A 22433-nucleotide genomic window follows, 5' to 3' on the forward strand; every position below is an offset into this window, starting at 1 on the left:
AAGAAAATGAGTAAAGTATTTGGTTATCCGGAATATGACGAAAAAGGCGAAAAGATTCTTACAACATACGATAATGAGTACAAGGCCATGATGATGGACATCCGTGTTTACCGTATGAAGGCAGGGGAGACAAGAACATTTTTAAGAGAGGGTGAGGAGACAGCAGTTCTCCTCCTCTCCGGAAACATTACCTATAAATGGAACGGAAACGAAGCTGCAGCAACCAGAAAAGACGTGTTCACAGAGGGACCATGGTGTGTTCACGGATGCACAGGAACTGAGATTACAGTTGTAGCAAATGCAGAGTCACAGATCCTTGTTCAGTGCACAAAGAACGAGAAAGATTTCGGTGCAAAACTCTACAAACCGGAAGATGCTCCGTGGGGATATTCCTGCGTAGGCAAGTTCGGAAATGTTGCGAAGAGAAGAGTAAACACCATCTTCGATCACGACATTTCACCGGAGTCCAATATGGTACTTGGCGAGGTTCTCAATGACAGAGGAAATTGGTCCGGATACCTGCCGCACAGACATCCGCAGCCTGAGACATACTTTTTCAAATTTGATCATCCGGAAGGATTTGGAGCAAGCTTTGTCGGTGATCAGGTATTTAAGAGTACAGACGAGAGCTTTTCCGCAATTCCAGGAGGAGAGCTTCATCCGCAGGCAGTTGCACCTGGATATCAGATGTATACATGCTGGATGATTCGCCACATTGACGGAAATCCGTGGCTGCAGACAGACCGCTGCGAGGATGAGAGATATACCTGGCTTCATGACGCCGAGTTTTAAGGATTCGGAGATACTGATACTGGATCGTAAATAACAGGCAGCAGGAATAGGAGAATGCTGTTGTTCGTGAGGAGCGGACAGCAGTAGACCTGCTGCTATTATGAAAAAAATTGTACTGACTGAAGGGAGATTTTGACAATGGCAAGAGAATTTATTGTACCTGGAGAAATTATTTCCGGTTCCGGAGCACTGGACATGGCAGAAGGAGCACTGAAACTCCTTGGTAAAAAAGCTCTGATCGTAACCGATAAAGTAATGATCGACCTGGGAAACTGTGCAAAAGTTGAGAAGGCGCTGACAAATCAGGGCATTGAATACAGCATTTATTCTGACATCTGTGGTGAGCCAACAGATACCATGATCGAAAAAGGCTTACAGATCTATAAAGATGAGAACTGTGACTTCCTGGTAGCTCTGGGAGGCGGAAGCCCCATTGACTCCATGAAAGCCATCGGCTCACTGGTAGTAAACGGTGGAAGCATTTCCGACTACATGGGAAAAGTGATCGATGTAAAGATGCCGCCAATGGCGGCGATCCCTACCACAGCAGGAACGGGATCTGAGGCAACACAGTTCACGATCATCACGGATACCAAAAAAGACATCAAGATGCTTCTTAAAGGCAAAGTTCTCATGCCGGATCTTGCCATTATTGACCCGCAGTTTACTATGACTGCACCTCCAAAGATCACAGCAGCAACAGGTCTTGATGCACTTTGCCACTGTGTGGAAGCTTATACATCCAGAAAAGCACAGACACTTTCCGATACTTTTGCAGTATCTGCAGTAAAGAGGATCTTTAAATATCTTCCGGTTGCATATAAAGACGGAAAGAATGAAGAAGCTCGTGTACAGATGTCTGTCGCTGCTCTTGAGGCAGGAATCGCATTTAACAATGCATCTGTTACCATTATCCATGGAATGAGCCGTCCGATCGGAGCACTGTTCCATGTAGCACACGGACTTTCCAATGCCATGCTTCTGAAGGAGTGCCTTACCTTTGCGCTTCCCGGAGCATACGACAGATTCGGAGCGTTGGGACGTGATATTGGTGTGGCGGATGCAACTGATTCTGATCAGGAAGCGGCTGAGAAATTCCTGAAAGCAGTAGAGTCACTTGTAAATGAACTGGATACTCCGACTCTGGAGCAGTTCGGTATCAATAAAGAAGAGTTCTTCAACGTCATCGACAAAATGGCACATGATGCCATGGACAGTGGAAGTCCTCAGAATACCATGCGTGATGTAACAGAAGAGGAAGTAAAAGAAATCTACAGAAAACTCTGGTAAAATGTAAATGTAAACCCTGCATTGCCAGATAGGAAAAGACTCCGGACCGGAGAAAAAGGCTCCGGAGTCTTTTTTCCCGTGGCAAATATAGCTGCAAAAGAAAAGGAGGCATATCCCTCATGAGAAAAAAGTATATCTGTATTCTGGTGGCAGTCATAGGAGTTTGCAGCCTTTCCGGATGCGGGTCTTCTGCAAAGAAAACAGAAGAAGAGCAGGTAACGATCGGTGTTGTTACAAAATCTAAAAGCAGTGAATATTGGTTGTCTGTCTGCGACGGAATGAAAGATGCAGCAGAAAAATATCATGCAGATGTGGTGATTCTGTCCCCGGATTCCGAAACAGAAGAAGAGGTTCAGAAAAATATGATCCGGGATCTTCTGAAAACCGATATCCAGGCGATGGCAGTTTCTCCTATAGATTCCTATGAATGCGAAGATTATTTAAATTTCGCAAGAGAAAAGGGGATTTCTGTATATGCCTGTGATACTCCCATAGAGGATTCAGAAATCCCTTATATTGGAATTGACAATGAAAAACTAGGCTATGAGCTGGGCGAGCAGCTTGCAAAGGCTCTGGATCATAAAGGAAAGATTGGCGTGATCGCCGGTGATTTTAAGCAGGCTGGACACCGGATGCGTGTTGCCGGATTTGAAAAATATATGGAAAAAGAGCCTGGGATCATCATTGAAATGGTTCGGAACGGATACAGCAATATGCGGGTTTCCCAGAAGGATGTGGATGAGATCCTAGTGAAGTATCCGGATCTTAACGGAATCATGACCACAAGTGCAGTGACGGCCCTGGGACTTTCAGAGGCAACTGAAGGACGGGAGATTTCTATTGTTTCCGTAGATGCTCAGGAAGATGCCTTGAAAGCGGTTCAGGATGGGCGTATCGTGGCGCTTGGCGCGCAGTCCGGTTATCAGATCGGTTATGAAACCATCCGGTATATTGTGAAGGATCTGGAGGGAGAGGGAACAGGAGAAAATGAGATTCTGGATTCCCAGGTGCTTACCGAAGAAAATATTGATACATATATGAAGGATGACGGACATTCTCATCCCTGATACAAGCAGGTTTCCATCCGCTGCTTATTATTTTTTACAATCCGGCAGAGGCATTGACTGATTCGGTAAAAAGTCAGGCTGGTATCCAAAAATAAAACACAAAACATAAAAATAGGACAAAAGAAGGATGTAGAGATATCAGAACCAGAAAAACTTTGGTACAGATTTAACAGTCAGGTAAAAATAATACCGAAAAAACTAAAATTTCTCATACTATGATAATCCCGTATTTTCGATAAAATAGAATCATCAAAAGGAAAGCGAAAATAAAAAAACGAAAAGAAATGAAAGGGCGGGATAATAAGATGGAGAAGAAAAAACTTTCGGTATCAACAGGGCTGTGTTATGCTGGAGGAGATGTAGGATGCAATATCGTGTTCGGAATGATCGGAACACTGCTGACGCTGTTTTACACAGATTATGTAGGGATAAGCGCAGCAACAGTAGGACTGGTAATGTTACTTTCCAGATGCTTTGATGGATTTTCCGATCTGGTCATGGGTGTCATTGTAGAGAGGACCAATTCCAAATGGGGAAAATCAAGACCCTGGCTTCTGTGGATGAGCATTCCATTTGCGCTGTCAGCAGTACTGCTTTTCACAGTGCCGCGTACAACAGGGATGCTTCAGTTTCTGTATCTCTTTGTAACCTATAACTTCTGTACGACCATATGCTATACAGCGATCAATCTTCCATATGGAAGCCTTTCTTCAATGATGATCCGCGAATCATCAGAGAGAGATAAACTCAGTGTATTGAGAATGGGACTGTCACCTATCGGAAAGATCGTTGCAGCAACCTGTACACTGCCGCTTGTAAAGCTTCTTGGAAATGATCAGGCTGCATGGATCAAGGTTATGAGTGTATGGGCAGTGCTTGCACTTGCACTTCTGCTTCTCTGCTTCTTCAAATGTGAGGAAAAGGTTCAGATCGAAGCAAGAAAGAAAGATGAGAAGCTTCCGATTCCGACAATGCTGAAGGCACTTTTTGCAAATCAGTATTTCTGGGCAGTAATGCTTCTGTGGACAGTACAGAGTGTATCCTTTACGATCACAGGAACCATTCTTCCGTACTACTGCAAATATATTTTCAACAATGATACATGGATGTACAGCGCACTGTTCCTTACAGAAACCCTGGTTCTGGTAGTGGGAATCTTCATCTGCTCACCGTTGATCAAGAAATTCGGAAAAAGAAATATCGCATTTGTCGGCGGATTTGTTGCACTTGGCGGCCAGATTCTGTTTTTCCTGAATCCATACAGCTTCGGCTTCATGGTTATGAGCTGTGTCACACGTGCCATCGGACTTGCTCCACTGAACGCAGTTGTATTCAGTATGGTTGGTGATGTAGTAGAGTTCGGACAGTGGAAAAACCATATCCGTCAGGAAAGTCTGATCTTTGCAGGCGGCTCCATCGGAACAAAAGTTGGCGCAGGTCTTGCCTCCGCAGTGATCACAGGTCTTTTAAGCAGTTCCGGATATGTAAGCTCATCTGCAGGAATAACTGCACAGCCGGAAACAGCACTGGAGATGATCGTTTCTCTTTATAAATTTGGACCGATCCTCATTGCAGCAGTGATCATTGTAACGCTTTTCGGATATAAGCTTGACAAAATGTATCCGGCGATCATGCAGGAGCTTACCGAGCGCGAGGCACACGGACAGTTATAAACATTTTATTGTAAAACATATATTCAACCGCAAACAGGAAATCAGGCAGGGGTAGGATACTCCTGCTGTTTCCTGCGTTTATGGGCATATAGCATAGAGAGGCGTATATCCGCTTTACGGAAGGGAGGAGTTCTATGTTAAAAAGTATCCGGGCAAAGATATTACTGGCGATCCTGACAGTAACCATGTTTACTGCCTGTTCTCTTACGGGGGTATTTTATTTTCGGGCAGCAGGGATGATCGAAGAAAATTATTCAGGTATCCCGTATGGACGGATGCAGCAGACTATAAAAGATCTGGACGAATCCCTGAAAGAGATTTATTATGTGAATACGAGAACTGCCTGGGATACAGATATACGGAATAATGCGAAGGACTACAGCTGTACAGGAAATGAAAACAGCCTGGAAAATATGGCTGGGCTTCTCCGGGAACACAGTCGGGAATATAAAGATATCAACTCCCTTTACTTTGTCTTTCCAGACAAAAAAATGGCTGTGACTTCTGAGGAATTTCCGGTAAACAAGCAGGGGATTTCAGGAGAACATATCGAGGAATTGGAAAAAATACAGGAACTGGATTCCTTTCCGGTTCTTGTGGAATCTCCGATCCATGAAGGCGGCAGCTTTCTTTCTGTGATCCAGAAGGTAGAGGATGATAACGGAGAGATTCTGGGGTATGTTGTCGCAGACATCAGGGAACGGGCAATTTATTACGAATATCTGGAAGCTGTCAATGATGAAAAGATCACCAGAATAGTTCTGGTAGACAGAAATGATGAAATCGTGACATCCGGAGACTACAGTGACATTGGAAAAACATTTCCGGAGATTACAGACCAGAATGTTCCTGAAATGGAAGGCTATGCAGAAAAAAACGGTGTGATCTCTTTTTTCAGCAGAGGTAGCTTTTCAGACTGCGGCTTATATCTGGAGGTACCGAAAAAAGAAGTTTTAAGCGGACTTTCCCGGATGCGGCTTTTTCTGATCGGAATATTTGGTGCAGTTTTTGTGGCAGCTGTGCTGCTGGCACTGTGGCTCTCCAGAGTAGTCTGCGGACCGCTCAGATCCATGACTGGCACGGTTGAGAAGGTTGGTGAGGGAGATTTGAGCCTCCGTACAGAAGTGACTACTGCTGATGAAATCGGAACCCTCGGAAAAGAATTCAACCACATGCTGGATTATATCGAAGCTCTGATCGCCCAGGTGATCGAAGAGGAACAGCAGAAAAAAGATGCAGAGCTGGAAGCACTGCAGTATCAGATCACACCGCATTTTATGTATAATACATTGAACTCCATCAAATTTGCGGCATTTCTGAAAGGGGAAAAAGAGCTGGCGGGGCTTATTGGAGATTTCGTGGAGCTTCTGCAGGCCAGTATCAACAAAAAGGGAAGCTTCCTTTCTGTTGCCGATGAGATCCATATACTGAAAAATTATATCCATCTGCAGGATTTTCGCTATCAGGGAAGCTTTCAGGTGAAATATGAGATCTCTGAGGAAGCATACCGGTGCTATATTCCGAGACTGATCCTTCAGCCGCTTGTGGAGAATGCTCTTCTTCACGGGATCGACATCAAGCGGCAAACAGGAAAAATCTGGATCAGCGGAAACGTAAGTGAAGGAAAGCTGATCCTCATAGTAAAGGATAACGGCAGAGGAATGACAAAAGAGCAGATCCGAGATCTTTTTAACAGTCATGCAAAAAAAACAAACGGACTTTCCGCAGTGGGGATTCCTAATGTAAAAGAACGCCTGGAGCTTTATTACGGGACACAGGGAGGAATGGAATACGTAAGCAGTGGAAACGGTACGGAGGTCACGGTATTTCTGCCTGCGATCTATGATATGCCTGAAGAAGGGAGAAAAAATTAATGTACAGAACACTGGTGGCAGATGATGATTTTCTTGTAAGGAGCTATCTCAAAACCCTGGATTCCTGGGAAAAAGCAGGATATGAGATCGTGGATGATGCAGAAGACGGGGAGGAAGCTTATGGATTCCTTCAGAAAGAAAAAATCGATGTTCTTGTGACGGATCTTACCATGCCTGTGATGGATGGAATTGAGCTGATCAGAAAGATCCGTGAGGAAAACAGGGATATCTATATTATCGTGCTCAGCTGTCATGATGATTTTGAATATGTAAAAGAGGCCATGCGCCTTGGGGCGGATGAATATGTATTAAAGAACAGTCTGGACGAGGATAGTCTTTATGATACTCTGGAAAAATCAGCCCGGCTGATCGAGAAGCGCAGAGAAAAAAGTCAGGAACAGGCACGGACGAGAAAGCTGATCCATCTGGGAAGTCACGCTCTGAAGTATTATTTTTTTAACGGACTGATCTCGGGGATGCTGAAAAATCAGGCACGTGAGGAAAAGCGTGTGGAAGCCGGAATCGCCGGGAAATATTTTAACAGTGCTGTGATCTGTATGTTTATGGAGAACTGGGCAGAGAGGGAAAGACAATGGACGCCGCTGGAAGTGGAACAGTATTCCCATCATTTCCGTCACAGACTGCTGGAACGTACGGAGGAGCTTCTTGGGACAGAAAGTGAATTTACGGAAGTGGTCTATCTTGGCGCAGGGATTTTTTGCTGTTTTCTTGATCTTTCCGGAGACTGCAGGACATCGGCTATGCAGCAGAGACTGACTGAGGCAGCAGCAATCTGCTACCGGCACTGTCAGGAGGATCTTTGTGATTTTGGTATCAGTGTCAGCAGTGTCTGCATGGGAGAGGATGGGATCCGCCAGGCTTATCAGCAGGCCAGAGAAATGATGAAGCTGCATTTTTATGAGAAAAAAGAGATCCTTTATTTTGAAGGACGGAAGAAAGCGGACAGTGTTTTACCGGAAAGTGCTGAGAAGCTGGAAGGGCAGATTTCCAGGCTGAAGGCAGGGAAAGACCGAAAGAAAGCGGAGGAGCTTTGGACACAGGTTCTCGCTGACTGTCAGGATCGCTATACCGACGGAAGAATTTTGGTACAGTGGCTTAAGAAATTGAATCAGACAGCCGGAATTGAGAAAGAGCCCATCTGGTATGGAGATATCGAAAGCTTTGAGAAATTCAGGGAAAAGGGCAGTGCCTGTATTTCACAGCTTTTTGTGGGGGAAGAGGATGCTGTTCCGGAGGGGATCTCTGCTGCTGTGAAAAAAGCTCTGGAGTTTATCCGGGAACATTATGAAGCGCCGATCAGCCTTCAGGATGCAGCAGATGCGGCGGAGGTGAATCCTGCTTATCTCAGTTATCTTTTCAAACAGGAGATGAAGATCGGTTTTTCCAATTATGTGCAGGAGCTTCGGATCGACTATGCAAAGAAGCTTCTTTCAGAGACGAACTGTAAAGTTAAGGATGTGGCGTTGCGTTCCGGTTTTGGAGATTATCATTATTTTTCCAAGATATTTAAGAAGTTTACGGGCTTAAGTCCTGCGGAATACAGAAAAGAATCCGGATTATCATAGAAAGAGGTGCTTAGTATGGGAGTTACTATAAGGCAGATCGCGGAAGCTGCCGGTGTTTCCAGAGGTACTGTTGACAGAGCGTTAAATAACAGGGGCAGGATCCGTCCGGAGGTTGCTGAGAGGATCCGTGCCATCGCTGATGAGATGGGGTATAAGCCGAATCAACTGGGCCGTGCTCTATCCATGAGCAGAAATAATATTAAGATCGGCGTGATCCTGCAGGGTGCGGAAACACCTTTTATGAAAGAAGTTCTGAAGGGAATCCAGGAGGCGTGCGCTGAGGTGGATAATCTTGGTGGTACGGTCCTGGTCCATAAGATCGAGCATCAGAATGCGGAGGATGTTATTCTCGCCATGGAGAAGATGCGGATGGAAGAGGTTCGTGGTATTGCCATGGTTCCTTTGGATGAGGAACGTGTGAAAAGGGAAATTGACCGGTTTGTGGAGGAATTTCGGATCCCGGTGGTGACGTTTACTTCGGATGTGGAGGATACGAAACGGCTTTGCTTTGTAGGGCAGAACGGTGTGCAGTGTGGCCGTGCGGCTGCGGGGCTTATGGGGGAGCTGATCGGTGGAAAAGGAAAGGTTGCTGTGATTTCCGGCTATAGTACCAATACTTCTCTGAGCAGCAGGGTGGTTGGATTCCGTGAGGAAATTGCGCGGAAGTATCCTGGGATTGAGATCATTGGGCCGGAGTATTGCTTTGAGGAGAATGGCAGGGCCAGGGAGATTACGGAAGGGATATTTAAGGATGTTCCGGATCTTGACGGGATATATCTTACTTCTCATGGTGAGGAGGGTGTGTGTGAGGCAATCGCCGGAGCGGGGAAAGCTGGTCAGGTGAAGATGGTTGCCAATGATTTTATGGGGCGGAATTATGAGCTGATGAGGGAAGGATTTATTCATTTCCTGATCGGGCAGGATGCCAGGATACAGGGGTATGAGCCGGTGATGATTTTGTTCCGGCTGCTGTTTAATGGGGAAGCGCCGGAGAGGGCGAAGATTTTTACGGAAATATATATAAGGAATGAGTATACGATTCCGGAGGGGAGACACTGAAGTGGGGTGTCTCCTTTTTTTGTGCGGAGGGACGCCGCGGAAGGGGATGCTGTCTGGTCTGCGGCTTCGTCGGGGGCTGGCTTCTAGGACGCCGGAAATCTGCTAAAAGCGTTTTTCAAAAGTCCGAACTCGCGGCCTGCTGCCGCTCAGACAGCGGACTTTTGAAAAACAACGCAGATTCCCGCCGTCCAAGAATCAGCTCCCCTCCTGCAGAAGCAGACCAGACAGCATCCCCTTCCGCGGCTGGTGCTTCCAGCGAGAAAAAATGTCGTTTGACGATAGGTTGTGGGTCGTCAGCGCTGCGCTGGACGACTGCAAGGGCTGAGTTTGCGCCTGTTTGCAGGGAGAGTTTGGGCATCGGCGCTGCGCTGGATGCTTGAAGGGATGTAAGCTGTGATGCTGTGCAGGATGCTTGAAGGGGGTGGTGTGTGGGATGATTAGGGTGATTGTATGGGAATGTGTTGGAGATATTTTCGGTGAAGTTGACCTAAAAATATTACATATTGTGGCTAAAAATAGTTCTCGTCATTTTTAATAGAAAAAAGATGGTAATATTGTACAATATTAGGGGTTGCGATTTGTGTGTTGCGATGATATTATATTAAGCATAAAGAGCGTGTTCGGACACGCAAAGAGATTACATTGGGAAAATAAATCAAAAGGAGATCAAAACTATGATTAAAGTTGGTATTATCGGAGCAGGTAGAATTGGTAGAGTTCATATTACCAGTATCACAACAAGGGTGCCGGATGCGGTGATCAAGACGGTTGCAGATCCTTTCTTAAATGATGAGACTGCTGCATGGGCTAAGAGTATGGGTGTTGAGCACACGACTAAGGATTATAAGGAGATCATCAATGATCCTGAGATTTCCGCAGTTCTGATCTGTTCTTCTACAGATACTCATTCTCCGATTTCTGTAGAGGCTATCAAGGCTGGCAAGCATGTTTTCTGTGAGAAACCGATCGATCATGACATTGCCAAGATCAAAGAGGTTATCGATGCTCTTGAGGGCACAAATCTGAAATATCAGGTTGGTTTTAACAGAAGATTCGACCATAACTTTGAGTCTCTTCAGCAGGCTGTTGCAGCTGGTAAGGTTGGTAAACCGGAGATCATCAAGATCACTTCCCGCGATCCTGAGCCGCCTAGCATTGATTATGTTAAGGTTTCCGGTGGCATGTTCCTGGATATGACAATTCATGATTTCGATATGGTTCGTTATCTTGCAGGCTGCGATGCTACAGAGGTTTATGTTCAGAGCGCAAATCTGGTTGATCCGGCTATTGGTGAGGCTGGGGATGTTGATACAGCTGTTATCACTCTTCAGATGGAGAATGGTGCTATTGCTGTTATCGATAACTGCAGAAGAGCTTCTTATGGCTATGATCAGAGAGCTGAGGTTTTCGGTTCTGATGGTATGGCTGCTATTTCCAATGACAGCCAGTCTTCCACAGTGATCAGCAATGCTGAGGGTGTTACAGGCGAGAAGCCGATGTTCTTCTTCCTTGAGAGATACATGGACGCTTATGGTAAAGAGGTTGCAGCATTTATTGATGCGATCGTTAATGACAAAGAGACCCCTCTTAATGTTTATGATGGTCTGAAACCGGTGTTAATGGGTCTTGCAGCTAAGAAATCCAGCGAGGAGCACAGACCGGTTAAGATTTCTGAGATTATGGAATAATTCAAATAAAAAGGAGAATTGACCAATGTTTGATAAGAATAAAGTAAAGCTTGGTATTGCACCAATTGCATGGACAAATGATGATATGCCGGATCTTGGCAAAGAGAATACTTTTGAGCAGTGCGTCAGTGAGATGGCTCTTGCCGGTTTCACAGGCTCCGAGGTGGGTAACAAGTATCCGAAGGATCCTGAGGTTCTTAAGAAGGCTCTTGAGCTTCGTGGTGTTGAGATCTGTAACCAGTGGTTCTCAAGCTTCCTGATCACCAAACCGTTTGAGGAGGTTGAGAAGGAGTTCCGTGCACAGCTTGCTTTCCTGAAAGCTATGGGTGCGAAAGTGATCGGCGCATCTGAGCAGAGCCACAGTGTTCAGGGCCAGATGGATACTCCGATTTTCGGACATAAATATGAGATGAATGACGAAGAGTGGGATACCTTCTGCACAGGTATGAACAAGCTTGGTAAGATCGCAAAAGAGGAGTATGGTATTGCTCTTACTTTCCATCATCATATGGGTACTGTTGTACAGAGCCTTGCTGAGGTTGACCGTATGATGGAGAATACAGATCCTGAATATGTAAGTCTTCTTTTTGATACCGGTCACTTTACATACTGTGGAGAGGATCCTCTTGAGGTTGTAAAGAAATATGTTCACAGGATCAAACATGTTCATCTGAAGGATATCCGTCCGGAAGTTGTTGAGCAGGTTAAGAAAGAAAACATGAGCTTCCTTGCAGGCGTAAGAGCCGGTGCCTTCACGATTCCGGGAGATGGATGCATCAACTATGATCCAATCTTCAAGGTTCTCGAGGATGCAGGCTACGAGGGATATATGGTTGTTGAGGCTGAGCAGGATCCGGCTAAGGCTAATCCGCTTGAGTATGCGATCCGTGCAAGAAAATTCATTGCTGAGAAGACAGGCTTATAATTACGACAGGGAAATAGGTGCATGCTGATGTACAGTTAAGCGGAATAAAGATGTCCGCTTTGCATAGAAAAAGCGGTATCAGCCAGTAGTGCTTTGACACCGCTTTTTTCTGTAAGAAGATGCAAACAGTGTACGATAAACAGGACAGGAGGGCCGAATCATGGCACTTGTGAAAATGAAAGATCTGCTGAGACGTGCCGAAGAGAAAAATATTGGCTGCGGTGCTTTCAGTGTTGGTAATATGGAAATGGTAAGAGGTGCGATCCGTGCAGCAGAAGAACTGGATACTCCGATCATCCTTCAGATCGCGGAGGTGCGTTTGAAAAATTCTCCGCTTCACCTGATGGGACCGATGATGGTACAGGCTGCAAAGGAGGCTAAGGTGGATGTGGCTGTCCATCTGGATCATGGTCTTACTTTTGAGACGGTTGACAAGGCTCTGGAGCTTGGCTTTACATCGGTTATGCTGGATGCTTCTACGCTTCCTTTTGAGGAAAACATCGCCAGAGTAAAGGCCGTTGTGGAGAAAGCACGTAAATACGGCGCTACAGTTGAGGCTGAGCTGGGACTTGTGGGCGGAAGTGAGGATGGAAGCTGTGACCACGGTATCCGCTGCACAGATCCGGATGATGCGGTCGTTTACGCAAGAGAGACAGGTATTGATGCGCTTGCAGTTGCCATCGGTAATGCCCATGGTAATTATCCGGTAGCGCCGACGCTTGCTTTTGATGTATTGGAGAAGATCCATGAGAGAGTGGATATTCCGCTGGTTCTTCATGGCGGCAGTGGCATCACTGATAAAGATTTCCAGAAGGCAATCTCTCTTGGCATCCGTAAGGTGAATATTGCCACAGCAAGCTTTAACAGCCTGACAGCTCATGTGGAGAAATATATGGAATCAACAGACAAGCATAATTTCTTTGACCTCAATGAGGCTATGGTCCAGGGTACTTACGAGAATGTGAAGAGACATATTCTTGTATTTAATGAGCCATATCAGGAGTAGGCCAAGGATTTTCTTGTAAAAAAAGAAAAGGTCTGATAAGATGTTCTCAGTGAAAATAACTGGGAACATCTTTTTTGTGCCCATAAAAGAGGAGAGATAAAAATGGAACAGAAAGAGACTGTCTGTTCAGTTGCGAAGAAATGCGGCGGTTGCCGTTATCAGGGTGTATCCTACCAGGAGCAGCTTCGCAGGAAACAGAGAATTACAGAAGGCCTTCTGAAAAAATTCGGAAAAGTAGAGCCGATCATTGGAATGGAAGATCCCTATTATTACAGAAACAAAGTTCATGCAGCTTTTGGCCGTGACCGGAAGGGAAACGTAATTTCCGGGATTTATGAGGAGAAGAGTCATAGGATCGTTTCCGTAGATGACTGTATGATCGAAGATAAAAAAAGTCAGGAGATCATCCGTACCATACGTGGTATGCTGAAATCCTTTAAGATCAAGACCTATGATGAGGATACAGGATATGGACTTCTCCGCCATGTGCTTGTGCGGAGAGGCTTTTCCACAGGAGAGATCATGGTGGTATTAGTTACGGTTTCTCCAATATTTCCATCTAAGAATAACTTTGTAAAAGCTCTCCGTAAAGAGCATCCGGAGATCACTACGGTGGTTCTCAATGTCAATGACAGACAGACAAGCATGGTACTTGGAGACCGCAATATCGTACTTTACGGACCGGGATTCATCAAAGATCGACTTATGGGACTGACCTTCCGTATTTCTCCATCTTCTTTTTATCAGGTAAATCCTGTGCAGACAGAAGTACTTTACGGAAAGGCTATGGAGTTTGCGGCAATGACAGGAAAAGAGAGGGTGATCGATGCTTACTGCGGCACAGGTACTATCGGGATCATCGCTTCCGGGAATGCCAGGGATGTCATTGGTGTAGAACTGAACCGTGATGCTATCCGTGATGCCAGAATGAATGCCAGGGAAAACAAGATCCGTAATGTTCGTTTTGTTCCGGGAGATGCAGGATGGTTTATGGAAGGAATGGCAGCAGAGGGAGAGAAGGTGGAGGTTGTTCTCATGGATCCGCCACGTTCCGGAAGTGACCGTAAATTCCTTCACTCCCTTTTGACTCTTTCACCGGAAAAAATTGTTTATGTATCCTGCAACCCGGAAACCCTGGCAAGAGATCTTGCCTGCCTTACTAAGAGAGATTACCTGGTAAAGAAGATGCAGCCGGTTGATATGTTCCCGCTCACCGATTCAGTGGAGGTTGTTTGCCTTCTGGAGAATCGTAGGACCAGACCGGGAAGAGCTTAGATTTTTGGCAGCTCACAGTGATATGCGATGCCAAGGGGCGTAACAAGAAGCGGATGGACCGGACGGTATACCGGAAGCTTCAGCCTCTTTTCAAAAACGGTAGTAAATTCCTTAAACATGGAAGAACCGCCAACTACATAAACAGCCGGAACCTGATAGCCCTTTAGAAATTTCTCGGTGATCACAGCCATTTTTTCTACAGTGGCCTTGATCACAGGGAAAATTTCGTCTTCTTTTTCCGGAGTAGTTTTCAATACTTCGGCTTCCTCATAAGGAATCTTATAGTGACCGGCGACTGTCATGGTCATATGGCTGCCGCCAGTAGCCTCATCATCGGTGTAGATAACTTTTCCGTCTTTCAGGATGCTGATACCGGTTGTGCCGCCACCCACATCCACAACAGCACCGTCTGTGATCTTAAGGACAGCAGCTGCGGCAGTAGGCTCGTCTACGATATTTGTAACTTCGAAACCGGCACCCTCCAGAACATAGCCGATGCTTTTGACACTGCCTTCGGAAACTCCGGGAGGAATGGCAGCAGCACCGTAAGTAAGTTCTGTGCCAAGCCTTTCCTCCAGCTCATTTTTAAGCTTTGTCACAAGCTGGACAGATTCATAGTAATTGACGATCACTCCATCCTGGATCGCATGGGATGGTGCGGAAATTCCGGCTATGGGACGGTTATTCCGGTCGACAACGGCAAGAACGGTATTGGCAGTACCAAGGTCGATGCCTGTCTTCAGACGACCGCGGAATTTTTTGCATTCACCTGTCTCTACAAGTTCTGCAAAATTGGATAAAGTTCTGTTTTTTAATTCCATTCAAAATACTCCATTTCTTTCAGACAGGGACAAAAAGAATTTTGCCCCTGATATGAATTTTAATAATTGCGGCCGGTAAAGATGGCAACGGATCTGGGCCGCATGCAAAAATCGTGTTCAATGCGTGGCTCCTGGCCTTTTTCGTAGAAATAACGGCCATTTCCGTCACCGAACGTGTTGACACAGAGATACCATGCACCGGGACGGGCAAGCTCCGGAAGTGTGACCGTTACGTCCTCCCAGTATGCGTTGATCACAATGTAGATCAGGTCATCGGTGCCTTTGCTCTTATCATAGCCTGCAAAGCTTACAGCGAAGGTGTGGGCATCTCTTGGAATGGTCACATCCCTTGCGTCAATGTTATGGGTGTGGATATTTTCCATACCGCATACAGCGTTGGGAAGCTTCCGGGAGATAACAGGGTGGTCTTTACGGAACCGGATCATAAATTTGAAAAATTCAAAAAGATCGTGATTTTTCTCCAGAAGCTTCCAGTTGATCCATGAGGTTTCGTTATCCTGACAGTAGGTATTGTTATTTCCGTGTTTTGTGTTTCCGAATTCATCACCTGCAAGGAACATCGGGGTTCCGCGGCTGGACATCAGTAGAGCACAGGCATTTCGTATCATGCGGAAGCGGAGGGAAAGCACTTCGGGGTTGGTGGAATCGCCCTCTTCTCCACAGTTCCAGCTGCGGTTATCGTTGGAACCGTCGGTGTTATTCCAGCCGTTTGCTTCGTTGTGTTTTTCATTGTAGGAATAAAGATCATACATGGTGAAGCCATCGTGGCAGGTAAGGAAATTGACACAGGAATTGTATCCTGCATAATTGTCATTATGATCAGAATAAAAGCCTCCGTACAGATCACCGGAACCGGAAATACTCCATGCAGCGTCCCAGGCATTCCAGAAATCTCCCTTCAGGAAGGAACGGAGGCAGTCACGGTAACGGCCATTCCATTCAGCCCATCTGCGGCTGGCAGGGAAAGAACCAACCTGATACAGCCCGCCGGCATCCCAGGCTTCTGCGATCAGTTTGACATTTCTAAGGACCGGATCGTAAGCAAGGAGTTCCAGAAGGGGCGGATTGTTAAGTGGAGAACCGTCCTCATGGCGTCCGAGAATGCTGGCAAGATCGAAGCGGAAGCCGTCCACACGGTAGTTGATGGTCCAGTAACGTAAGCATTCAAGGATCATCTGACGTACAATGGGATGGTTACAGTTCAGAGTATTTCCACATCCGCTGAAATTGTAGTAATTTCCCTCTGGAGTCAGCATATAATAAACCTTATTGTCAAAGCCCTTAAAGCAGAAGGTTTTTCCCAGCTCGTTTCCTTCGGCGGTATGATTGAATACAACATCAAGAATTACTTCGATGCCATTTTCGTGGAGCTCACGGATCAGCTCTTTCAGCTCAGTTCCCTCACAGTTATGCTCCGGCTTGGAAGCATAGCTGGTGTTTGGAGAAAAGAAGTTGACAGAATTGTATCCCCAGTATTCCAGAAGCCGTTTGCCATTTACAGTACGGGCATTCATATTCTCGTCGAACTCGAAGATCGGCATCAGCTCTACGGCGTTGATCCCCAGTTCTTTGAGGTAAGGGATTTTTTCACGAAGCCCGGCAAAAGTTCCCGGGTGTGTGACACCGGAAGAAGCGTCCTGTGTAAATCCGCGGACATGAAGTTCGTAGATGATCAGGTCACTGATCTTACGGGTGGACTGAGGCATGTCTTCCCAGTCGAAAGAATCGCGTACCACACGGGCGTGATAGCTTCCAATCTTCTGCTGTCCCCATTCGCGCTGACCGGCAACGGCTTTGGCATAAGGATCAAGAAGAACTTTTGTCTTATCGAAGATATGGCCTTTTTCCGGTTCATAAGGACCGTCGATGCGGTAGCCGTATTCCAGATCTTCGATGTCCAGTCCCATAACGACCATGGAATATACATCACCGATACGACAGGCATTGGGAAAAGGAAGAACTGCGAAAGGTTCCTCTTCTCCGGAGTGGAAAAGAAGAAGTTCGCAGGATGTACCGTGACGGGTATGTGCGGTAAAGTTGACTCCGTTGGAAAGAGGAGTAGCGCCATTTAATTCAAAAAAACCGGGACGTACAGGAAATCCCGCGATAATATCTGTGGGTCGGGATGTCAGTGTATTCTCAGAAAGCATAGTCTGATTCTGTGTTTTCATTTCCGGTATCCTCCTTGGTAGAATTTTTTACAAACAAAAAATATTATAACTGATTTTCAGAAAAAAGTACAGGCTGGGGTCTTATGAAGTTCGCAGGAGTTGACAGAGATTGCAGAAATATGGTAAAAACCTGTACAGAGATGAGGTGAAAAAGTGGAAGAAAAAAAAAGAGAAGAGTGGATGGCAGTTTTAAGAAAAAGCCGGCTCTGCAGAAATCTGGAAGAAACAGAGCTACTAAGCCTCATGGAGCGGGAAGGAACGGTACGGACTTATTCCAGAGGGAAGCGGATCTTTCAGGAAACAGACCGGCCGGATTCGGTTTATATGCTTCTTAGCGGAAGTGTGATCATTGCCAAAGAAACATTTTCCGGAAAAAGGATCCTTCTGGCTCAACTGGAAGATCCGGGTGCTCTGTTTGGGGAGGTTTATGCCTTTATGGGAAAATCTTCCTATGATATGTATGTGGAGACGCTGACGCAGACTTCTGTCCTGATCATGAGCAGCAGGATCTTTACGGACAGGGAAGAAAATAGTTTAAGCCGGAAACTGCGGGAAAATCTTCTTGAGGTTTTTGCCGGGAAGGCTTACAATATGAACCAGAAGCTTCGGATCCTGGGAAGTGGCAGTCTCCGTGAGAGGATCGTCCGTTTTCTTGTGGAATGCCAGGACAGTGAAGGGAAGATCCATATGAACCTGTCCAGAGAAGAGATGGCGGATCATTTAAACATCACCAGGCCGTCTCTTTCCAGAGAGCTGGGAAAGATGCAGGAAGAAGGAATCCTGGAACTTGACAGGCGTCAGATCCTTGTGAAAGATCAGGAAAAAATGGAGTTATATCTGTAAGGTAACATATGTTACCGAAGAATCTCCGGGATTTTTGTATGATGTCAGTGAAAACAAAAAAACATTTGCAGAAATATAAAAATCAGGGAGAGATGATATCATGATAAGAAAGATCGTACACATTGAGGAAGAGAAATGCAACGGCTGCGGTGCCTGTGCAGCTGCCTGCCACGAAGGGGCTATTGCCATGATAGATGGCAAGGCGAAACTGATCCGGGATGATTACTGTGACGGACTGGGAGACTGTCTTCCGGCCTGCCCTGTCGATGCGATCCGTATTATAGAGCGGGAAGCCGCAGATTATGATGCGGAGGCAGTGGAAAAAAGAATGAAGCTTAAGAAAACAGAGGTTTCGATGCCAGAAGGGATGCCACACGTGTGTCCCGGAAGTATGGCAAGAAGCCTGAAAAAGAAACAGGAACCGCCGGTGCAGGCAGAGAAGAAAGAAGTTCCCCGGAATATAGGAGAACAGATAAGCCGTCTTGCCCAGTGGCCGGTACAGATCAAACTGGTTCCTGTCAATGCACCATATTTTGAAAATGCACAGCTTCTGATCGCAGCGGACTGCACGGCCTACGCTTATGCAGATTTTCACGAGAAATTCATGAAAGATCATGTGACGCTGATCGGTTGCCCCAAACTGGATGAGGGAGATTACGCGGATAAGCTTACAGAGATCATACGGAATAATTCCATCCGGAGTATCCGTATTGTCCGTATGGAAGTTCCCTGCTGCGGAGGTATCGAAAATGCAGTGATCCGCGCTATGGAGCGCAGCGGAAAGATGATTCCATGGCAGGTAGTGACCATTGCCTGTGACGGCACGATCAGGGAGGAGCTGTAAGGAAAGGAATAAAAACAGCATGAGTGAAGAAACATTGGAGATTTCTTTTGATGAAATAGAGAAGGAACGGGAAAAATATCTCCTGGTAGATACCCGTGATAAAGTAACTGTGGAATATGGAATGATCCCGGGAGCGATTTCTGTTCCGGAGCAGGAACTGGAAGAACGGGCAGAAGAACTGAAAGGGGATAAGATTCCGGTTCTTTACTGTACCAGAGGACTTTTCAGCCAGGAAGGGGCAGGGATGCTCCGGGAAAAAGGAATTCCCGCACTGAGCCTGAAGGGTGGATATACAGGCTGGCTTTTCCAGCAGATGCGGAAAGAGTCCAATAAAGGGGACAGTGAAGAAGAGGAAAATGAAGCAATGGAACAGCGCCGGAAAGATATCGAGCTGAGTATCCGCAAGAAGTTCCACAAGCAGCTGTTTTCCAGATTCGCCAGAGGAATCAACGACTATGAACTGGTGAAGCCGGGAGACAAGATCGCGGTCTGTATTTCCGGTGGTAAGGATTCCATGCTGATGGCCAAACTGTTCCAGGAGTTGAAACGTCATAACAAGTTTCCTTTTGAATTGGTATTTCTTGTGATGGATCCGGGATATAATGAGGCCAACCGTGCGGTGATCGAACACAACGCCAAGCTTCTCGGAATCCCGATCACAGTATTTGAGACTGAGATTTTTGATGCAGTTTACAATGTGGAAAAATCTCCGTGTTATCTCTGCGCCCGTATGCGGAGAGGATATCTTTACAGCAAGGCAAAAGAACTTGGATGCAACAAGATCGCCCTTGGACATCACTATGATGATGTGATTGAGACCATCCTGATGGGAATGCTTTATGGAGCACAGGTACAGACCATGATGCCGAAACTCCACAGCACAAACTTCGAAGGGATGCAGCTGATCCGCCCTATGTATCTGATCCGGGAGGCAGATATCAAGCACTGGAGAGATTACAATGACCTGCATTTTATCCAGTGTGCCTGCAAGTTTACCGATACCTGTACTACCTGTCGTACAGATGGAACCAGTGTTTCCAAACGAATGGAGATCAAGAATCTTATTGCAGAGCTTAAGAAGGTAAATCCTCATATTGAAAGCAATATTTTCCGAAGTGTGGAAAATGTGAATCTTCATACAGTCATTGCCTATAAGAAAGATGGTGTGAAACATTCCTTCCTGGAAGGGTATGACGACTGAGAGATATAAATAATAAAAGCTGCCACCGGAGTTATGGGCCTGTTTGAGGCTTGCGGTTCCGATGGCAGTTTTTGCTTTTGGGTATATGAAATTATGGGGTAAATGTGTATTGTGAACATTTACGTGATCTATATGTTCTGCTTTGCAGCATGCTGGGCGCGGGCTTTTTCTCGCTGCCTGGTAAGGTCATAGTATTCATCAGAGACGATCCCACGGCTGGAAAGTGCTTCGTAAGTTTTCTGCTGTGCGGGGGTCATTTTCATTCCAATGGCGGAATTGACATCTGTCAGCACGCAGCCTGTTTTTTCTACCAGCCAGAAAAGAGCGGAATCATCTTCCGGGATCATTTTCCAGATTTCGTTTTCCGTATATGGTAAAAGGGCCATAAGGGTCTTCAAATGTCCGTCCTGGATTAGGCGGTAATCCCCATCCGGCATGATGATGCCGTCACCGTAGAGTTCTTTTTTCTTTTCCATTTCTTTCAGAAGTTCTTCTGTAAGTTTCATGATCGGCTCCTTGAGATTTGCTGCTTGGGGCAGCTTTTTTGTGCTGTTTTAACCGAATCAAGGAAGTCCCCTGCGGGGTTGCGAATATCCGTTTGACTACGAGTTAAAAAAATAACGAACAGCGCCTATATTGTATGAAGAGAAGATCAAAATGTCAATAGGTTAAAAAATATTTTTAGCTGTTTAACAAGAGTTACAATTGTGCAATATGGATATTTTTTCGGAATGATGCGTTAAATCTATGTAAAATTCGTCGTAAAACAGGGACTCCTGTGGTATAATAAGAATATTCAAAAAATTCGAGGAAGGACGATGCAGATGTTGAAAAACTGGAGCCCGGAACAGATTCCGGAAAAAGAGGATATCAAAGTGCGTTTAAGCGCTGCAAGAACCAGATTATATGAATTGCAGATGGCTCTGAAAGAGCATAAGATTCCGGTGATCGTGCTGTTTGAAGGCTGGGGAGCTTCCGGAAAAGGAAGTACCATAAGTAAGGTGATCAAGAATATCGATCCTCGTTTCTTCAAAGTTGCGACTATGTCAGCACCTACAGAGGAAGACCTTCGGAAACCATTTCTTTACCGATATTTCAGGGAAATCCCGGAAGCGGGCAAGTTTACATTCCTGGATTCAGGATGGATGGATCAGACCTGTCGTGAACGTATGGATAAAAAGCTGAAGGGTGACAATTATTCAAAACGGATTGACAGTATCCGGAGATTTGAACGTCAGCTGACGGATAATGGATATGTACTCCTGAAATTTTTTATGCAGATCGACCGGAAAGAACAGGAAAAACGTATGGGCATCCTTCTGGAAAGCAAGGATACCAGATGGAGAGTCAATGAATATGATCTCTGGCAGAATGATCATTATAAGAAGTGCAGAAAGATTTTCGACCAGTATATGCAGGATACCAATACATCTGCGGCTCCATGGTATATTGTCGATGCCGGTGACCGGAAGTGGGCAGAACTGCAGGTACTGGAAACCATGATCAGCAATATAGAGGTTGCCATGGAAAACAGCAAACATGCAGTGCCGATCCTGCAGAATGTTTTTCCTCTGGTGGAGATGCCCAGATTAAGCGAGATTCCTCTGGATGGAAAAGAAGTGGGGGATGAAGAGTACAAGGCAGAGCTTAAGGAACTGCAGGCAAAGCTTGGAAGTCTGCATAACCGTCTTTACCGAAAAAGAGTGCCTGTGATCATCACCTATGAAGGCTGGGATGCTGCCGGAAAGGGAGGAAATATCAAGAGGATCACGGAGGCTCTTGATCCCCGTGGATTTGAGGTACATCCTATCGCAAGTCCGGAGCCTCATGAAAAAGCCCGTCATTATCTGTGGCGTTTCTGGACAAGGCTTCCCAAGGATGGTCACATTGCCATCTTTGACCGGACGTGGTACGGAAGAGTGATGGTAGAACGTCTGGAGGGCTTCTGCAGCGAGAATGACTGGAGACGTGCCTACAATGAGATCAATGAATTTGAGAAGGAGCTTTCTGACTGGGGCGCTGTGATCGTGAAATTCTGGGTCCACATTGATAAGGACACCCAGCTTGCCAGGTTCAACGACCGCCAGAGCAATCCGGAAAAACAGTGGAAGATCACGGATGAGGACTGGAGAAACCGTGAAAAATGGGATCAGTATGAAACAGCAGTAGATGAGATGCTTCAGAAAACCAGCACTGCTTATGCACCATGGCACATTCTGGAATCCGTAGATAAGAAATATGCAAGGCTGAAGGCGCTTCGGATCGTGATCGAAGAAATTGAGAAAGCGCTGAAATAA

General features: G+C 45.9%; 18 protein-coding genes. 15 read left to right on the forward strand and 3 right to left on the reverse strand.

What is annotated here, in order from left to right:
• Positions 1 to 6: 6 nt before the first annotated feature.
• The 11 genes from NCY57_RS01245 (at position 7) to rlmD (ending at position 14235) form a co-directional block, all read left to right on the forward strand.
• Entirely contained in the window at positions 7 to 792 is a 786-nt protein-coding gene (locus tag NCY57_RS01245) for a 5-deoxy-glucuronate isomerase (protein WP_015524407.1), read from the forward strand.
• 138 nt (positions 793 to 930) lie between these two features.
• The gene (locus NCY57_RS01250; protein WP_015524408.1) at positions 931 to 2082 is read left to right on the forward strand and encodes an iron-containing alcohol dehydrogenase; all 1152 of its coding nucleotides are present in this window, start codon (positions 931 to 933) and stop codon (positions 2080 to 2082) included.
• 119 nt (positions 2083 to 2201) lie between these two features.
• The gene (locus NCY57_RS01255) at positions 2202 to 3149 is read left to right on the forward strand and encodes a substrate-binding domain-containing protein (protein ID WP_173739541.1); all 948 of its coding nucleotides are present in this window, start codon (positions 2202 to 2204) and stop codon (positions 3147 to 3149) included.
• 305 nt (positions 3150 to 3454) lie between these two features.
• Positions 3455 to 4822: an MFS transporter gene (locus NCY57_RS01260; protein WP_227752198.1), complete on the forward strand. Its 1368-nt coding sequence runs from the start codon at positions 3455 to 3457 to the stop codon at positions 4820 to 4822.
• 134 nt (positions 4823 to 4956) lie between these two features.
• Positions 4957 to 6696 carry a cache domain-containing sensor histidine kinase gene (locus NCY57_RS01265; protein ID WP_250789390.1) on the forward strand — a complete coding sequence of 580 codons (1740 nt, stop codon included), beginning with the start codon at positions 4957 to 4959 and terminating at the stop codon, positions 6694 to 6696.
• On the forward strand, positions 6696 to 8282 hold the full coding sequence (locus tag NCY57_RS01270; RefSeq protein ID WP_173739539.1) for a response regulator transcription factor: 1587 nt from the start codon (positions 6696 to 6698) through the stop codon (positions 8280 to 8282). The genes NCY57_RS01265 and NCY57_RS01270 overlap by 1 nt, the downstream gene beginning before the upstream one ends.
• A gap of 15 nt (positions 8283 to 8297) precedes the next feature.
• Positions 8298 to 9341 carry a LacI family DNA-binding transcriptional regulator gene (locus NCY57_RS01275; protein ID WP_173739538.1) on the forward strand — a complete coding sequence of 348 codons (1044 nt, stop codon included), beginning with the start codon at positions 8298 to 8300 and terminating at the stop codon, positions 9339 to 9341.
• A 674-nt stretch (positions 9342 to 10015) separates the two neighbouring features.
• Positions 10016 to 11029, forward strand: coding sequence for an inositol 2-dehydrogenase (gene iolG / locus NCY57_RS01280; protein WP_015524414.1), 1014 nt, complete (start codon positions 10016 to 10018; stop codon positions 11027 to 11029).
• Positions 11030 to 11054: 25 nt separating this feature from the next.
• Complete coding sequence (iolE, locus tag NCY57_RS01285; protein WP_015524415.1) at positions 11055 to 11954, forward strand: myo-inosose-2 dehydratase; 900 nt, start codon at positions 11055 to 11057, stop codon at positions 11952 to 11954.
• 160 nt (positions 11955 to 12114) lie between these two features.
• Positions 12115 to 12960: a class II fructose-bisphosphate aldolase gene (locus tag NCY57_RS01290; RefSeq protein ID WP_173739537.1), complete on the forward strand. Its 846-nt coding sequence runs from the start codon at positions 12115 to 12117 to the stop codon at positions 12958 to 12960.
• 102 nt (positions 12961 to 13062) lie between these two features.
• Positions 13063 to 14235 (forward strand): 23S rRNA (uracil(1939)-C(5))-methyltransferase RlmD, encoded by a 1173-nt coding sequence (gene rlmD, locus NCY57_RS01295; protein ID WP_059085471.1) that lies wholly within the window; start codon positions 13063 to 13065, stop codon positions 14233 to 14235.
• On the opposite strand, the gene eutJ is transcribed toward rlmD, so the two are convergent.
• Together eutJ and NCY57_RS01305 are read right to left on the reverse strand one after the other, a co-directional pair.
• Positions 14232 to 15056, reverse strand: coding sequence for an ethanolamine utilization protein EutJ (gene eutJ, locus NCY57_RS01300; protein WP_015524418.1), 825 nt, complete (start codon positions 15054 to 15056; stop codon positions 14232 to 14234). The genes rlmD and eutJ overlap by 4 nt on opposite strands.
• A 59-nt stretch (positions 15057 to 15115) precedes the next feature.
• Entirely contained in the window at positions 15116 to 17248 is a 2133-nt protein-coding gene (locus tag NCY57_RS01305; protein WP_173739536.1) for a glycogen debranching protein, read from the reverse strand.
• 153 nt (positions 17249 to 17401) lie between these two features.
• On the opposite strand from NCY57_RS01305, the gene NCY57_RS01310 reads away from it, so the two are divergent.
• From NCY57_RS01310 to NCY57_RS01320, 3 genes are all read left to right on the forward strand, one after another.
• Positions 17402 to 18091, forward strand: a complete 690-nt coding sequence (locus NCY57_RS01310) for a Crp/Fnr family transcriptional regulator (RefSeq protein WP_147419612.1) — start codon at positions 17402 to 17404, stop codon at positions 18089 to 18091.
• Between the two features lie 100 nt (positions 18092 to 18191).
• Positions 18192 to 18935 carry an ATP-binding protein gene (locus NCY57_RS01315; protein WP_173739535.1) on the forward strand — a complete coding sequence of 248 codons (744 nt, stop codon included), beginning with the start codon at positions 18192 to 18194 and terminating at the stop codon, positions 18933 to 18935.
• Between the two features lie 19 nt (positions 18936 to 18954).
• Positions 18955 to 20136: an ATP-binding protein gene (locus NCY57_RS01320; protein ID WP_021650711.1), complete on the forward strand. Its 1182-nt coding sequence runs from the start codon at positions 18955 to 18957 to the stop codon at positions 20134 to 20136.
• A 128-nt stretch (positions 20137 to 20264) separates the two neighbouring features.
• Here NCY57_RS01320 and NCY57_RS01325 read toward each other — a convergent pair whose 3' ends face one another.
• On the reverse strand, positions 20265 to 20642 hold the full coding sequence (locus tag NCY57_RS01325; RefSeq protein ID WP_021650710.1) for a hypothetical protein: 378 nt from the start codon (positions 20640 to 20642) through the stop codon (positions 20265 to 20267).
• Positions 20643 to 20960: 318 nt separating this feature from the next.
• Here NCY57_RS01325 and pap point away from each other — a divergent pair, with 318 nt between their 5' ends.
• Positions 20961 to 22433, forward strand: a complete 1473-nt coding sequence (pap, locus tag NCY57_RS01330; protein ID WP_092070474.1) for a polyphosphate:AMP phosphotransferase — start codon at positions 20961 to 20963, stop codon at positions 22431 to 22433.

It is taken from the genome of Blautia sp. MB18-30 (assembly GCF_023669475.1).
GTDB classification, from domain to species: domain Bacteria; phylum Bacillota; class Clostridia; order Lachnospirales; family Lachnospiraceae; genus Blautia_A; species Blautia_A fusiformis.

Coding starts and splice junctions, on each gene's coding strand:
- pap (WP_092070474.1), top strand. CDS start 20,961: ATGTTGAAAAACTGGAGCCCGGAACAGATTCCGGAAAAAGAGGATATC.
- NCY57_RS01265 (WP_250789390.1), top strand. CDS start 4,957: ATGTTAAAAAGTATCCGGGCAAAGATATTACTGGCGATCCTGACAGTA.
- iolG (WP_015524414.1), top strand. CDS start 10,016: ATGATTAAAGTTGGTATTATCGGAGCAGGTAGAATTGGTAGAGTTCAT.
- NCY57_RS01325 (WP_021650710.1), bottom strand. CDS start 20,642: ATGAAACTTACAGAAGAACTTCTGAAAGAAATGGAAAAGAAAAAAGAA.
- NCY57_RS01255 (WP_173739541.1), top strand. CDS start 2,202: ATGAGAAAAAAGTATATCTGTATTCTGGTGGCAGTCATAGGAGTTTGC.
- eutJ (WP_015524418.1), bottom strand. CDS start 15,056: ATGGAATTAAAAAACAGAACTTTATCCAATTTTGCAGAACTTGTAGAG.
- NCY57_RS01315 (WP_173739535.1), top strand. CDS start 18,192: ATGATAAGAAAGATCGTACACATTGAGGAAGAGAAATGCAACGGCTGC.
- NCY57_RS01320 (WP_021650711.1), top strand. CDS start 18,955: ATGAGTGAAGAAACATTGGAGATTTCTTTTGATGAAATAGAGAAGGAA.
- NCY57_RS01305 (WP_173739536.1), bottom strand. CDS start 17,248: ATGAAAACACAGAATCAGACTATGCTTTCTGAGAATACACTGACATCC.
- NCY57_RS01270 (WP_173739539.1), top strand. CDS start 6,696: ATGTACAGAACACTGGTGGCAGATGATGATTTTCTTGTAAGGAGCTAT.
- rlmD (WP_059085471.1), top strand. CDS start 13,063: ATGGAACAGAAAGAGACTGTCTGTTCAGTTGCGAAGAAATGCGGCGGT.
- NCY57_RS01260 (WP_227752198.1), top strand. CDS start 3,455: ATGGAGAAGAAAAAACTTTCGGTATCAACAGGGCTGTGTTATGCTGGA.
- NCY57_RS01290 (WP_173739537.1), top strand. CDS start 12,115: ATGGCACTTGTGAAAATGAAAGATCTGCTGAGACGTGCCGAAGAGAAA.
- NCY57_RS01250 (WP_015524408.1), top strand. CDS start 931: ATGGCAAGAGAATTTATTGTACCTGGAGAAATTATTTCCGGTTCCGGA.
- iolE (WP_015524415.1), top strand. CDS start 11,055: ATGTTTGATAAGAATAAAGTAAAGCTTGGTATTGCACCAATTGCATGG.
- NCY57_RS01275 (WP_173739538.1), top strand. CDS start 8,298: ATGGGAGTTACTATAAGGCAGATCGCGGAAGCTGCCGGTGTTTCCAGA.
- NCY57_RS01245 (WP_015524407.1), top strand. CDS start 7: ATGAGTAAAGTATTTGGTTATCCGGAATATGACGAAAAAGGCGAAAAG.